The 13,647-nt window shown below is 56.5% G+C and carries 13 protein-coding genes; 3 read left to right on the forward strand and 10 right to left on the reverse strand.

Translation table 11 applies throughout. The features are described from left to right. Positions 1-15 precede the first annotated feature (15 nt). The 6 genes from SD70_RS25360 to speE all read right to left on the reverse strand — a co-directional run bounded on the left by SD70_RS25360 (position 16) and on the right by speE (position 5,905). Positions 16-927, reverse strand: coding sequence for a carbohydrate kinase family protein (locus tag SD70_RS25360; protein ID WP_197081174.1), 912 nt, complete (start codon positions 925-927; stop codon positions 16-18). Positions 928-936: 9 nt separating this feature from the next. Then, positions 937-1,767, reverse strand: coding sequence for a carbohydrate ABC transporter permease (locus SD70_RS25365; protein WP_041050830.1), 831 nt, complete (start codon positions 1,765-1,767; stop codon positions 937-939). 1 nt (position 1,768) lies between these two features. Next, positions 1,769-2,533, reverse strand: a complete 765-nt coding sequence (locus tag SD70_RS25370; protein WP_197081175.1) for a carbohydrate ABC transporter permease — start codon at positions 2,531-2,533, stop codon at positions 1,769-1,771. A 100-nt stretch (positions 2,534-2,633) separates the two neighbouring features. Continuing rightward, a complete protein-coding gene (locus SD70_RS33960) occupies positions 2,634-3,953 on the reverse strand; it encodes an ABC transporter substrate-binding protein (RefSeq protein WP_052487870.1) in 1,320 nt (439 codons plus the stop codon). A gap of 37 nt (positions 3,954-3,990) precedes the next feature. Then, positions 3,991-4,845, reverse strand: coding sequence for a class II fructose-bisphosphate aldolase (locus tag SD70_RS25380; RefSeq protein WP_041050832.1), 855 nt, complete (start codon positions 4,843-4,845; stop codon positions 3,991-3,993). 232 nt (positions 4,846-5,077) lie between these two features. After that, on the reverse strand, positions 5,078-5,905 hold the full coding sequence (speE, locus tag SD70_RS25385) for a polyamine aminopropyltransferase (RefSeq protein ID WP_041050834.1): 828 nt from the start codon (positions 5,903-5,905) through the stop codon (positions 5,078-5,080). Between the two features lie 261 nt (positions 5,906-6,166). Between speE and SD70_RS25390 the strand changes: the two genes are divergently transcribed. From SD70_RS25390 to SD70_RS25400, 3 genes are all read left to right on the forward strand, one after another. Further along, on the forward strand, positions 6,167-8,254 hold the full coding sequence (locus tag SD70_RS25390) for a transglycosylase domain-containing protein (protein ID WP_082053654.1): 2,088 nt from the start codon (positions 6,167-6,169) through the stop codon (positions 8,252-8,254). 137 nt (positions 8,255-8,391) lie between these two features. Next, positions 8,392-9,213, forward strand: a complete 822-nt coding sequence (locus tag SD70_RS25395; RefSeq protein WP_231571528.1) for a dienelactone hydrolase family protein — start codon at positions 8,392-8,394, stop codon at positions 9,211-9,213. A 23-nt stretch (positions 9,214-9,236) separates the two neighbouring features. After that, complete coding sequence (locus SD70_RS25400) at positions 9,237-9,734, forward strand: DinB family protein (RefSeq protein WP_041050838.1); 498 nt, start codon at positions 9,237-9,239, stop codon at positions 9,732-9,734. Between the two features lie 180 nt (positions 9,735-9,914). On the opposite strand, the gene SD70_RS25405 is transcribed toward SD70_RS25400, so the two are convergent. The 4 genes from SD70_RS25405 to SD70_RS33965 all read right to left on the reverse strand — a co-directional run bounded on the left by SD70_RS25405 (position 9,915) and on the right by SD70_RS33965 (position 13,426). Continuing rightward, positions 9,915-10,409: a YwhD family protein gene (locus SD70_RS25405; RefSeq protein ID WP_041050840.1), complete on the reverse strand. Its 495-nt coding sequence runs from the start codon at positions 10,407-10,409 to the stop codon at positions 9,915-9,917. A gap of 64 nt (positions 10,410-10,473) precedes the next feature. After that, entirely contained in the window at positions 10,474-11,001 is a 528-nt protein-coding gene (locus tag SD70_RS25410) for a GDYXXLXY domain-containing protein (protein ID WP_052487871.1), read from the reverse strand. Then, the gene (locus SD70_RS25415) at positions 10,991-12,223 is read right to left on the reverse strand and encodes a DUF2157 domain-containing protein (RefSeq protein ID WP_041050844.1); all 1,233 of its coding nucleotides are present in this window, start codon (positions 12,221-12,223) and stop codon (positions 10,991-10,993) included. The genes SD70_RS25410 and SD70_RS25415 overlap by 11 nt, the downstream gene beginning before the upstream one ends. A 423-nt stretch (positions 12,224-12,646) precedes the next feature. Continuing rightward, positions 12,647-13,426: a GNAT family N-acetyltransferase gene (locus SD70_RS33965; protein WP_052487872.1), complete on the reverse strand. Its 780-nt coding sequence runs from the start codon at positions 13,424-13,426 to the stop codon at positions 12,647-12,649. Between the last annotated feature and the right edge of the window lie 221 nt (positions 13,427-13,647).

Below are 13,647 nucleotides of genomic sequence, written 5' to 3' on the forward strand. Positions count from 1 at the left end.
CCATTATCCTTTTTGTCAAAATAGAAGAGTTTGGCCGTAATGGTCCCGCAAAAACAGCTTGACCTCCTCTATGTTCGGAATGCCTGCCCTTCCGCCGACGCTGCGGCACTTCATCGCGCTGACCGCGCTGGCAAACACGCAGCTGTCGTGAGCGCTCCAGCCTTTCAGGAAACCGACCGCGAAAGCTCCGTGAAACACGTCTCCCGCTCCCGTTGTATCGACTACATCGACCGCAAAAGCCGGCACATGCTGCAGTCCGTTATCGTCAAGCAGCATGCAGCCTTTTTCTCCCTGCGTAACGACGACGACCGGCGATCCCGCTTGACGAATCCGGTCCATCTTTTGCATCAAATCGTGCCCCGGCATCCAAGCGTCGAAATAATGCTCCGAGCCGATAAACAAAGTGACGTCCTGGGCCATCCGTGCAAATGCCGGGTCATAGTAATCCGCGTCCAGCATAATCGGGATTCGCTTCGCCTTGGCCCAGCCGATGGCCGCCCGCTCAGCATTGCCCGATGCACTGATTTGCAGCAGCCTGGCATCCAGCATTCGATCCGATTCGAATATCGACGCGACCGGCGCTTCGCTCTCGCTGTACAAAATCGTTCTGCTTCTTGTCGCATCGTCGACAAGCACGACGGACACCGCCGAATGCTCCGCCTCCGTCAAATACTGCAGCGAAACGCCTTCCCGCTCCAATTCGCGGCGAATCGTCTCTCCGAACATGTCGTTCGCCACGCCGGCAACGAGCGTCGTGGACAGCCCGAGCCGCGAAGCCGCCACGAGTGCGGTCGGAACTTTGCCGCCCCCGGACAGTTTGTAGCCGGCGATCGGGGCGGACTGATTCCGCTCGGGAATCTCGGCAACTTGCACGACAATATCGAGATAAGGGACGCCAACCCCGACAATATCATAGGAATGTTTCACGCCCGTCACCTACCCTTTGATAGACCCCGAGGTCATGCCGCGGATAAAATATTTTTGCAAAAAGATAAACATCAGCACGACGGGAAGGGTCGTCATCACCGATGCCGCCATGAGCACGTTCCACTCCGTCGAATATTGCCCCATAAACGTCCGCAACCCGATCGGCAAGGTGCGCAGATTGGGCGTATCGATAAACGTGTTGGCGAATACAAACTCGTTCCACGCCAGCACGAAAGCGAAAATAGCCGTCGCTGCGATCCCGGGCGCCGCCATCGGCACCGTTATGCGAATGTACGCCCCGAGCTTGGTGCTCCCGTCGATCATCGCCGACTCCTCCATATCGACCGGCACGGTGGCAAAATACGTAGTCAGCATCCATACGCAGAACGGCAGCGTAAAGGCGCAATACGTCAACATTAAAGAAGCGTGGGAATTGAGCAAACCCAATTTGCTCATCAGCAAATAATAAGGCGACACGAGCAAAATGAGCGGAAACAGCTGCGTCACCAAAATGCCTATTTTAAACCCTTTGCTGCCGCGAAACTTGTACCTGGAAAACCCGATTCCCGCCATGATGCCGAAAAGCAGCGAAGCGCCGGTAGTGATTACCGCAATGTAGAAACTATTCGCGAAATATTTCAGGAAGTTCAAATCCATCACTTTGCGAAACCCGTCCCAAGATACTTTGGCAGGCAAGAAAGTGGGAGGAATCGTCATCGTCTCGCCCGTTCCCTTCAAGGAAGTAAACAGCATCCACAAGAACGGAAAGTCGATAACAAAAACGATGGCAAGCATGACCAAGTTCATGACAAGCGACTTTCGCACCCGGCGTCTTTGCATGTTACCGTTCCTCCTGCTTCGATACGTAACGCGCGTAGCAAATAATGACAACGAGCAGCATGGCGAACATGACCATGGCGCTGCTCGACCCCATGCCGAGATCGAAGCTTTGGAACGCATTGTGATACACGAAGGTCGTCATTGTTTCGCTCGAGTTCAGCGGTCCGCCTTCCGTCATCAGCCATATGTTCTCGAAGCTGTTGAACGTCCAGATAGTAATAAAAACGGTGCATAGCGCCAATGCAGGCAATATTTGCGGGATTGTGATCCGCATGATTCGTTGCATTTTGTTCGCGCCGTCGACTTCGGCGGCCTCGTACATATCTTTGGGGACCGCTTGCAAAGCGGCGAGCAGCATCACCATCGGGAAGGGGAACCCTTTCCAAACCTGCTCGACCAGCACGGCATATAGCGACGTGTTGGGATTGCCCAGCCAAACGACCGGATCGCGGATGAGATGAAGTTTCGTTAAAATGTAATTCAAAATGCCGAAGCTGCCGTCATACATCCATACCCAGGTAAAAGCGGCTACGACCGAAGGCATCACCCAGGGAATGAGCAGAGCGCCCCGGTAAAAGCCTCTCCCCGCAAATTCCGCATTGAGGAGAAACGCAATTGGCAGCGCGACCGCCAGCTGCAATACAACGCCGAGCAGCGTCCAGATCAGCGTGTTGGCAATCGCCGTCCGGAAGACGGGATCGGCAAACAAGTGGCTATAGTTGGCCAAGCCGACCCAGCCGCGCATATCGGGCTGGGTCAGCTTCACATTTTGGAAGCTCATTGTGATATTCATGACAAGCGGATAAACGATGACAAAAGACAAGCCAAGTATGGATGGCGCTACCAAGATCTTGCCTAAATGGCGATCAATTCTTGGATAATATCTCATTCGCTTGTGTCACTGCCTCGTCCATAGTTTGTTTAACGTCGGCATCTTTCAGCACGATTTTGAGGAAAGCGGGCTGCAGCACTTTGTAGTCGATGTCGCTCCATGCGGTAAGAGCCGGACGGGCTTTGGCAAAAGCGATGGACTCCACGAACACTTTCATTTGCGGATCTTTGAAAATCGCCTGCTCCTTATTGTCCTTGCGCGCGGAGATGCGGCTGAAATCGGAAAGAACGCTCATATTTTCCTTGTTCGTAATAAATTCGATCCACTTGTAAGCGGCGTCCGGGTATTTGGTATTTTTGCCGATGACCCAGTCCATGCCGCCCAGCACAGTCGCTTGCTGTTTGCCTGCGGGAGAAGGGAATACGCCCCAGTCGAAATTGAGATTCGCTTTCTTCAAGCTGTCCAGGCTCCAGGCTCCGGATTGGTACATGCCGACGAGCCCGGCGCCGAACGCCGCGTTCAGCTCGTCCCAGCTTTTCCATGTTAATGCTGCCGGCGGAATCAGCTTCTCCTTGACTATGCCGAACAAATAATTGATGCTGGAGATCGCCTCCGGGCTGTTGAACAAAGCTTTCTTGCCGTCTTTGTCGATCAGCTCGCCGCCGGACTGCCACAGGAACGGAAGCCAGTCGAACGAACCTCCCCAGCCGCCCATATACGCGAAGCCGAATTTTCCGCCGGTTGTAAGCTTCTTCGCCGCATCGTGCAGCTCGTCCCACGTCTTCGGCGGCTTGTCCGGGTCGAGGCCCGCCGCTTTAAACGCATTCTTGTTGTAATAAATGGCCATCGGGCTCGCTTCCCACGGCAAACCGTACAGCTTGCCGTTATAAGTAACCGTCTGCAGAGGCCCTTCGTAAAATTGATCCACTACCGCCTTCGCCTGATCGCCGAGCGGAAGAATCGAGCCCATCGCGGCAAGCTGCGGAACCCACACCACGTCGGAAATCATTACATCGGGGCCTTGTCCCCCGGCGGTTTGAGCGACGAATTTGTCGCGGTAACTCGTCGTTCCGTATACTGTGGGCTGGAACGTCACTTTAATGTTCGGATTGGCTTGCTCGAACTTCTCCTTCGCTTTCACTAACGAAGAGTTGTTGTCCTTGGCCAAATAGTCGTAAACCCAAATCGTCAGCTCCTGTTTGGCGTTTCCGCCCGTAGAGGCGGCGGGCTTGTTGGCCGGTGCCGCCGTATCCTTGCCGGTGCCTTTGCTGTCGGTACTTTTGCTGTCGGTTCCGCATGCGGCAATACTCATCGTCATTGTCGTAATTGCAAGTAAAGCAACGATTTTTCTCATTCTAACACCTCGATTTTGTGTTTTGATGGAATCTTCGTTATGCCTTCCCTGAAGAGCCGAACAGCCTCATCTTTTGCCCGACCTTATCGGCCATGAGAGCGTAGGCGCCGTAAGTCAAATCGCTCGCATATTTCGCTTGCAGCCCTTGGGTGATATCTTTGGTCGTTTGCGCGATGACGGCGTCGTTCATTTCCGTCGCCACATTGATTTTGGCAATGCCGTAGCGGATCACCTCGCGGATCATCTCATCCGGCGTGTACGACGAACCGTGGAGCACGAGCGGAATCGGGATGCGGGCGGCAATGTCCCGGAGCAGGCCGATATTCAGCTTGGGCTCCTGCTTGTATTTGCCGTGCGAGGTCCCGATGGAAACCGCGAGCGTATCCACTCCCGAACGCTCGTAAAAGGCTACGGCTTCCTCGACGCTCGTCTCCACCATATCGTCCGCTTCCTGGTGGTCGCCGCCCTCTTCCCCGCCGACATGGCCGATTTCTCCTTCGACCGGGATGCCCACGGCATGCGCGATGCGCGCCACCTCTTTCGTTACCGAAATGTTTTCCTCGAGCGGCAGCGAGGAGCCGTCGATCATGATCGAGGTAAACCCGTTTTTGATGCCTTTGGCGGCGTGCTCCGCGTTCATGCCGTGATCGAGATGAAGCACGACCGGAACCGACGCTTTCTCTGCCTCACATCGTACTATCGCCGCCAGCACGTCCAATCCTACGAACGAATCGAGACCGCTCCACACCTGGATCAAAACCGGGGAGCGCTCTCTTTCGGCCGCGGCGATGACCGCCTTTACGCTTTCCATGTTGAACACGTTGAAAGCGCCTACTGCATAGCCTTCCGCTCTGGCTTGCTGCAACACATCTTTGCTGGAAACGAGTGGCAAGTACAGGACCTTCTTTCTTTGCGTTACTTACTTTCTTACAATGTGTAATTAAGTTAGCAAAAAATTTTTCCGCACTTCTCTAGGTTATATAGCGTTTCCCCCTTTATAAATCGATACTTAATTACAAATTGTATGTATGTTCATAGTTGGTAGCGCTACCATTGTAACATGGAATATACTGCCAAGTAAAGAGCCCTTCGCGGCTGTAAACCGTGAAGGGCTTTAAAGCTTTTTACTTCACCAAATCTTCCACGAAGCGCGGCAGCACGAACGCGGCCTTATGCAGGCGCGGCGTGTAATACTTCGTGCTGATTTCCGGCAGCGCCGCCTCGTCCACTTGCAGCGGATCGTATTTTTTCGAGCCCAGCGTGAACGTCCACAGACCGCTCGGATACGTCGGGATGTTGGCGCAGTACACGCGCACGATCGGGAAAATCTCCTTCACGTCGCGGTTTACCGTCTTGATGAGATCGGCCTTGAACCATGGGTTGTCGGTTTGCGCGACAAACATGCCGTCATCCTTCAAAGCGTCGTAAATGCCTTGATAGAAGCCCTTGGTGAACAGCTCGACGGCCGGACCGACCGGCTCGGTGGAGTCGACCATGATGACATCATACGTCGCTTTATGGTCGTGGATGTGCATGTACCCGTCATTCACGATCACTTCCACGCGCGGATTGTCGAGCTCGCCGGCGATTTCCGGCAAATACTTTTTCGAATACTCGATGACTTTGCCGTCGATCTCCACGAGCACGGCTTTTTTCACCTTCGGGTGCTTGAGCACCTCGCGGATGACGCCGCCGTCGCCGCCGCCGACAACGAGCACCTTCTCCGGGTTCGGGTGCGTGAACAAGGCCGGGTGAGCCACCATTTCATGGTATACGAATTCGTCCTTGATCGTCGTCATGACCATGCCGTCCAGCACGAGCATGCGCCCGAATTCGATCGTGTCGATCATCGCCAGGTCTTGGAAGTCGGTCTTCTCCGAGACGAAAGTTCGGGTAATTTTCGCCGTAATGCCGAAGTTCTCGGTCTGTTTTTCCGTATACCACAGTTCCATCTGTCGCAGCCTCATTTCCTGTCCATAATGTATCTTAACAAGTTTGTTTGCTTTAGGGAGGTTCTGGATTCCTTTCCATTGTACCCTTTTGCATAAATTGTATTATAGAGGATTGACCCCGAATTGCAATAAGCGGAAGGCGCCCGCAGCCAATGTTACGAAAAATTTTACATTTGCCCGTCCCCCTGCTGAATACCGCTCCGCCGTCAACCCCATACTGGATAAGAGAACCAATCCCCCCAGCAAAGGAGCGGAAGATCCATGGCTCGCCAAATACCGCCGCCTGAAGCCCGTTCGCGGCGAGGGCAGAGCGACGACGATATTCCGGCACTGCGCTGGCTGCGGCGCATCAAGCGGCTGTTTTCCTTGTCGGTGGCCGGTATGCTGCTGCTCGCCGCGGGCCTTTTTGTCGCGGCTCTGTATTTGCGCTCGCAAGAGCTGCCGGCGACGAAGGTGATGCAAACGTCGCAAATGTTCGACGCCCGCGGCGACCTGATCGATTCGTTCTACAGCGGGCAAAACCGCCAGCTCGTGGCGCTGAAAGACATTTCGCCGTACGTCGTCAAGGCGACGCTGGCGATAGAGGATCAGCACTTCTACGATCATATCGGCATCGATTTCAAGGCAGTAGCACGGGCCGCGCTCGTCAATCTGGAGCATATGTCCAAGGTGCAGGGCGCCGGAACGATTACGCAGCAGCTCGCGCGCAACTTGTATTTGAGCCACGAACGGACGTGGGCCCGGAAGCTGAAGGAGACGATGTACGCCGTCCAGATGGAAATGCAGCTGAGCAAGGACGACATCCTCGACCAATATCTCAACCAAATTTATTACGGCCATTCCACTTACGGCATTCAGGCTGCGGCGCAGCTGTTTTTCGGCAAAGACGCCAAAGATTTGACGCTGGCGGAAAGCGCGCTGCTGGCCGGCGTACCGAAGGGCCCCCGTTATTATTCGCCCTATTATAATATGGACAACGCTCTCGAGCGGCAAAAGCTCGTCCTGCAGACGATGGTGAACTGCGGCTTCATCACGCAGGCGGAAGCCGACCAGGCTGCCGCCGATAAGCTGACGTTCCGCCCTCTGACCGGGAAGAAGCAGGCGGTTGCGCCGTATTTTCGGGATTACGTCCGCTCGGTCGCCGTGGAAAAGCTGGGCATTCCGGAGGAACTGCTCGACGAAGGCGGCATTCGCATCTATACGACCCTCGATCTGAAAGCGCAGAAGCTCGCCGAGGAGGCCGTGCAGAAACAGCTGTCCAAGTCGGAAGAGCTGCAGGCGGCGCTTGTGGCCATCGATCCGCGCACCGGCTACATAAAAGCGATGGTCGGCGGGCGCAATTACGACGACAACCAGTTCAACCGGGCCACCACCGGCAAGCGCCAGCCCGGTTCCTCGTTCAAGCCGATCATGTACCTCGCCGCGTTGCAGAAGGGGCTCACCCCCGCAACCCGCTATCAGGACGTGCCGACCGTCTTTACTTACAATGACGGCAAAGATACGTATGCGCCGAACAATTTCGGCGACAAGTACAGCGGCGAGTGGCTCGATATGCGGCGGGCGATCGCCGAGTCCAACAACATTTACGCCGTGCATACGATCCTCGATATCGGTCCGCAGACGGTCGTCGATATGGCGAAAAAGATGGGCTTCACTAGCCCGCTGAACCCGGTGCCGTCGCTGGCGCTCGGCGCATCCCCGGTTACGCCGCTGGAGATGGCGTCGGCGTTCGCTATTATTGCCAATCAGGGCGTGCGGGCCGAGCCGACGGCTATCGTCCGCATCGAAGACGCCGCAGGCAAAGTGCTGTACCAGGCTTCCCCATCGGCCGCGAAAATCATCGAGCCGTCCTACGCGTACGTACTCACGAATATGATGGAGAGCGTATTTGAGGAAGGCGGGACGGGCAGCCGCGTCTCCTCGCTGATGAAACGCCCGGTCGCCGGCAAGACGGGTACGACCGACACGGACGCATGGATGGTCGGCTACACGCCCGAGCTGGCGACGGCCGTCTGGGTCGGCTATGACAAAGGCAAAACGGTGGACGCGATTGAATCGCATATGGCGGCCCCGATATTCGCCGAATTTACGGAAGGCGTGCTGGATGCCGTTCCGCCGAAGCTGTTCACGATTCCGGACGGCGTCGCCACCGTCTATATCGATCCGGAGAGCGGCAAGCTGGCTAACGCGGACTGCATGAAAAACGCCCGGCTGGAGGCGTTCGTCAAAGGCACGGAGCCGACCGTCGCCTGCACGAATCGAAGCGGCGACAGCAAGGCGAACGACAAGCTGAAGCGCGGCGAAAACAGCTCGTGGTGGAACGATCTGAAGCGCTGGTGGAACAGCTAGAGCGTTAGCATTGTGGCGCAAAGGCCAAGTTGCCTTTGCGCCATTTTAAATGGTAATATTTGTTATAGGGCGTTTGCCAAGCTGCTGTGGCCGGGGTTATGCTGAAGTAAGCAGCAATCTAAGTGAAGTCAAGGAGAGTGGAACTGTTGGCACTGCAAGCTTCTTGGATCTCATACGGGCCGGGCGGCCGGTATACGGGTTATTTGGCGAAGCCGTCCGCAAGTGCCGGGCCTCTGCCTGCCGTCATCGTCATTCAGGAAATATGGGGCGTCGATCCCCATATTCAGGACGTGACGAACCGGTTCGCCATGGCCGGTTACGCCGCCTTCGCCCCTGATTTGTACGCGCTGGACGGGAAACATCCGGCCCCTCTCGAGCCCGAACGGGTAGCGTCGTTGAAAGGGTTCATGGACACGCTGCCTGTCGGCGGCTGGGGCAATCAGGAAGCGCGGGAAGAGGCGCTGGCGGCGAAGCCCGGGCACGAACGCAAAGAGCTGGAAGAGACGCACGCGGCCATATTCGGCATGGATATCCCCGGCTATTTGCAGCGGGTTAAGGCTGCCGCCGCTTATCTCCGCGACGAGGAGCCCGCGTCGAAGGGCCGGAAGGTCGGTTCCGTCGGCTACTGTCTGGGCGGCGCGTTGTCCGCTCAGCTCGCTTGCCTCGATCCGCAGCTGAGCGCAGCCGTCATTTATTACGGCAACGCACCCCAAGCGGACCAGCTCGGCGGCATTCAGTGTCCGGTGGCCGGCTTCTACGGCGGCAAGGACGCGCGCATCACCGATGCCATGCCGGCCTTTGCCGAAGCGATGAAAGCCGCCGGCAAGACGTTCGCCGCCCGCGTGTACCCGGAAGCGCCTCACGCCTTCTTCAACGACACCCGGCCCAGCTATCGCGCGGACGCCGCGCGCGATGCGTTTTCGCGCACGCTCGCGTTCCTGAATGAGCAATTATCTTAACCTTCAAAGGAGAGATGAGAACGATGTACACAAGCTTGAACGAAGCAGTGCAGGATTTGCAATTTGAAAGTGCTACGACGCAAAAGGTGCTGGATGCGCTGACGGACGCATCGCTTGCGCAGCCGATCGTGGAAGGACACCGCACGCTCGGCGAGCTGGCTTGGCATTTGGCGACGGCGTATCACAGCTTCCTCGCTGCTGCCGGTCTGCAGCTCGACGCGCCGAAGCACAATGATCCGGTTCCTGCGACCGCCAAAGGTGTCGCGGATGGGTACCGCACGGCGAGCGAAGCGGCCGCAGCGGCCATTCAGGCCCAATGGACGGACGCATCGCTGCCGGAACGGCGCCTGCTGTGGGGCATGATGGATTGGTCCGTATCGGATACCATCAACATCTTTATTCGCCACCAAGCCCATCACCGCGGCCAGCTGACAGTACTGATGCGCCAGGCGGGCCTCGTCGTTCCGGGCGTGTACGGTCCAAGCAAAGAGGAAATGGAAGCCATGAGCGCCTCCCACTGATCGGAATGGCGCTAAATCCGGCAACACAAAGAGGCAGACGCGAGCGTCTGCCTCTTTGCTGTCCTAGTATATGAGTGTAACATACACTGAAGCTTAGTATACCCCGTTCGTTCGAACGGGACAATCCTTGACACAGATTGTACACAAATGGCAGTTCCCTGGCAAACGGGCATACCTCCGCTAGGCGAGCAGCTCCTTCAACCGCTCCGGCGAACGTTCCCACATCTCCGGATTATGCTCGATCAGCTGCCGCTTCAGCGCCGCCTTCTCCGTGTCGTTCAAGCCTTCGAGCACAAATTTCCGCTTCATGGCGGCGTCCATTTTGTTGACGTGATCGGCAAGGATTTTCCAGCCGCGTCTCGCTTCCGTATCGATGAGCATTTCGCAAGCCGACATTCCGGCGTAATAAGCGCCTTCAGGCGCGCGGTCGACGGCGACCCAGACGACCCAGCAGCGGCGTCCGTTCGGCACGTCGTCCCTGTTGGTCGAAAATTTGATGCCCTTCTCCACCTTGCTCTTAGCGTGCAGCGTACCGGCGTCAACATACGCCTCGTCGCCATCGATAACGATGCCGGACACGTTGCTGAGATCGATCGCGCCGGCGCCGAACCCTTTATGGTTCACTTTCGAGCTTACAATGTTGAGGGAAAGCTTCTTGGATTTGTCCGCTTCCATACGTGCATACCTACCTTCTGCTTCAGGATGATCCGGTATCCGAACTATCCCCATTGTACCCGATTCAGCGGCCTTCTTCCAACCGCTCCAGCACGGTTTGTCCCCACGGAGCGACGGCGACGACGGCGATCATAGCGCCGGCCTTTTTCTCCAGCTCCTTGCCTTGATGCTCTGCAACGTAGTATTTTTCCAGGCCGTATCGTACGCGGATGCGGTTGTCGAAGCTGTAATCGACGCGCCCCTTCAGCACCGCCTCGCCGCTGCCGGCGGCAGGCTTCGAGCGGAATGCGCCCGCCGCTTCGTATATGCCGCCGTTTGCCGCCGATTGCTTCAGCAGCACATAGACAGTCTCGCCCCGCTTCGGAATATCGCCGCCCTCTCTCCAGAGCGACTTGTCGAGCCGGCTGATGTCGTAACTCAGCACGATGTAATCGCCATACATCACATCCCGCGGATCTACCGGCGCCGTGCGGATGCGTATCTCTTGACCGAGCCGTCCCGCCGCATAGGAAGAGCTCGCGATGCCGACGAGAAACAGAGCCTGTGCCGCAATCAGAGCGATCAGCAGCTTCAAGCGATACTTACCGGGCATGATCCGTCCCCTCCTTCCCATTCCGGAAAAACTCCCGCTTCCGCCGGTTCAGCAACCAGCCGACCGCCAGGAGCAGCGCACCGCCGACAACGAAAAACAGCGACTTGTCCATAAAATCCCACGTCAGCTTGCCGTAGGCGGTCATCGTGCCGATGAGAAACAGTACGGTGCCGAGATTGATTTTGAGCCGCCATTCCTCCGCGTATCCGCGCCACAGCACGTACAGCGAGAAGACGAACAGTACGATCACATAGATGGCGTCTACCGCGTGGCCTACGTACAGAAGAACGGGAACGAGCAGCCACTCGATAGCGGTAATGCCCCGGCCCGAACGAAGCTTCAGGACGACGGATGCAAGCAGGAGCAAGGCCATGACGGCGAGGAACGGCGCCGCTGCAGGCAGCCAATCGTGGCGCACGGCCAAAAAATCTCCCTTGCCCATGAACAGAACGACGAACCAGTCGAATAGGAAGACCGCGGCAAGAACGGCCGTTTGCAGCGGGTGGAACGCTTTTCGATTGGGCAGCGCGTCCCCAAGCGTATACAAGGCCATTACGGGCACTGCCGTCCATAGGAACTTCCAGTCGTGAACGGCAACGAGCATGACCGATTGGGCGATGAAGCTGAGGCTGAACTGCCAGACCTGATAGCTGTCTTGGCGCCTCCAGACGTATCCGCCGAGCCCGACCAAGCCGATGGCGAACGCGGCGTAGCTGAATTGATGGAACTCCGTGACGCTGTACAGCTGCGCCGCCGTAAACAGCGCAGCGCTGATCGTAAACAAAAAGCGGCTGCGGTACAAAAAGGTCGACAGCAGTCCAGCGCAGCCCCACACGATCCAGGACGTAGCGTCGTACGCCTCCAGATGGAACATCTGAGCCGTCAGCACGATTCCGGCGCCGAAGCTGAGAAGTCCGAGCCCGATAAAAGCGATGCCTGTCTTGCTATGCCCTTTCTTGCTTAACGCTTCGCCAGCTCCGTAACATCCTGCCATTACGGCAATAAGGAGCAGGAGCCGCATCAGCTGCGGCATGCCTTGCCAGTTCGCAGCCGTGAAGCTCAATATGCCGAGCCCGACCAGCAGGCCGCCAAGCAGCGGCAACAAGCCTGCGGCGCGCTTTTTTTCTCCATATAGCTCCATTATTTGCTGATGCTGCTCAGGGGTAATGATCCCTTGCTCGACCCAGCGGCGTCCTTCCGTCTGTACGAAATGCCGGCTCACTGCGCTCACCTCTTTATGTTGGTAAGTTCAGTGTAGGATATGGCGGTGCCGACGCATAGTGCTATCTTTTTTTAGTACCGGGGTGAAGGCCCCGATAACCCTGACATAATATTGTCGAGGTACACGGGTTACTTCGGACGTGTACAGAAGAACAGAATCTCGACCTAGTTAAAGGAGGCACTTCCCATAATCACTTCCGCCCCTTCTTCCCCGGCGCAGCCGTTTTCGCTTACGATTTCCAGTCCATAAAGCGCTTCGCGCAGCGTACTATTCTTCCGTGGAACGAGCCGTTCAAAACATATTGGGCTACAGGATCAACGTCACGGTTGCAGATCCGCCTGAGCTCATCGCGGAACTGCGGAGTCACGTTACAGGCAAAGCCAAAGCTTACAACGTTTGACGTGACGAGGAACCTGACCTGCGTTAGACGGACGATGGCAGGTCACGCGCGTATAGCTGCACCCAAGCAGGCCAGTAGCCTAAGCTGATAGCCAGCCGGCTCGACTGGAGATTTCCGAGCGCAGTCGAATAATACGGGGTAATCCCCTCATCGAGTATCGCCTTGGTTAACGAGCCGACTATCGCTTTCCCGATGCCAAGCCCCTGATATTCCGGCAAAACGTCAACACCGGTCTGCCACATCAGTTCGCAATCTTCGGAGGCACCGGCAATCCCGACAATTTGCCCGTTGCACTCCGCAATTGACGCCAGCATATCGCGGCGCGGGGAATCCGGCCGGTACGACAAAGCGTGCTTGAAATACGTATGCTCGTACAAATCGGGAATGTTGCGGCGTTCGACAGTCGACACGCGTATACCTTGCGGGATATGGAAGGGTTTCAGATCGTCCGTTGTGCAAACGTATTTTTGATCGGGCCCGGCGAGAAACTGGTTGTCCTTGCGCAAGTAATCGTCGACTTTGGCAATAGTTTGTGCGGAAAACATTTGCCCCCGCGAAAGTAGCCCCAGATTTTGTCTCGCCCACTCCAATCGCTCGAAGCTGCACGTGACAACTGCGCCTCTGCCCATCGTTACGATACTTAGCGATTGTTCGCGAATGGGAAAACGAAACCGACCCTCTCGTATTTCGGCGGCATGCACGGAAACCCCGTCTGCGAGCAGATCGGCCTCCTTGCAAGCAAGATCGGCTGACAACACGGTCATAACGGTTTGGATGGCGGATCTTTTGCGGGCGGCGGTCATACGGTTCCTCCCTTATATTTTCGAGCGTGTGGCTTTCGTTAAACCGCCGCTCCTAAAGCAACTGGAAAAAGTAGCCGTCAAATAAGTGGAGTACAACGGGAGGGCGAAATTAGCGGGAAAAGCGGCTAGGCCCCCTTAATCCGGAGTCCGGCCCGTAAAAATATTGGTTTCCGCAGCTCACCTTTAATTTACGACTCTCTCCTCAAGAATTGCAGGGGCTG

This window comes from Gordoniibacillus kamchatkensis, assembly GCF_000829455.1.
Taxonomy (GTDB): domain Bacteria; phylum Bacillota; class Bacilli; order Paenibacillales; family NBRC-103111; genus Gordoniibacillus; species Gordoniibacillus kamchatkensis.

Coding starts and splice junctions, on each gene's coding strand:
- SD70_RS25365 (WP_041050830.1), bottom strand. CDS start 1,767: ATGCAAAGACGCCGGGTGCGAAAGTCGCTTGTCATGAACTTGGTCATG.
- SD70_RS25400 (WP_041050838.1), top strand. CDS start 9,237: ATGTACACAAGCTTGAACGAAGCAGTGCAGGATTTGCAATTTGAAAGT.
- speE (WP_041050834.1), bottom strand. CDS start 5,905: ATGGAACTGTGGTATACGGAAAAACAGACCGAGAACTTCGGCATTACG.
- SD70_RS33965 (WP_052487872.1), bottom strand. CDS start 13,426: ATGACCGCCGCCCGCAAAAGATCCGCCATCCAAACCGTTATGACCGTG.
- SD70_RS25390 (WP_082053654.1), top strand. CDS start 6,167: ATGGCTCGCCAAATACCGCCGCCTGAAGCCCGTTCGCGGCGAGGGCAG.
- SD70_RS33960 (WP_052487870.1), bottom strand. CDS start 3,953: ATGAGAAAAATCGTTGCTTTACTTGCAATTACGACAATGACGATGAGT.
- SD70_RS25405 (WP_041050840.1), bottom strand. CDS start 10,409: ATGGAAGCGGACAAATCCAAGAAGCTTTCCCTCAACATTGTAAGCTCG.
- SD70_RS25410 (WP_052487871.1), bottom strand. CDS start 11,001: ATGCCCGGTAAGTATCGCTTGAAGCTGCTGATCGCTCTGATTGCGGCA.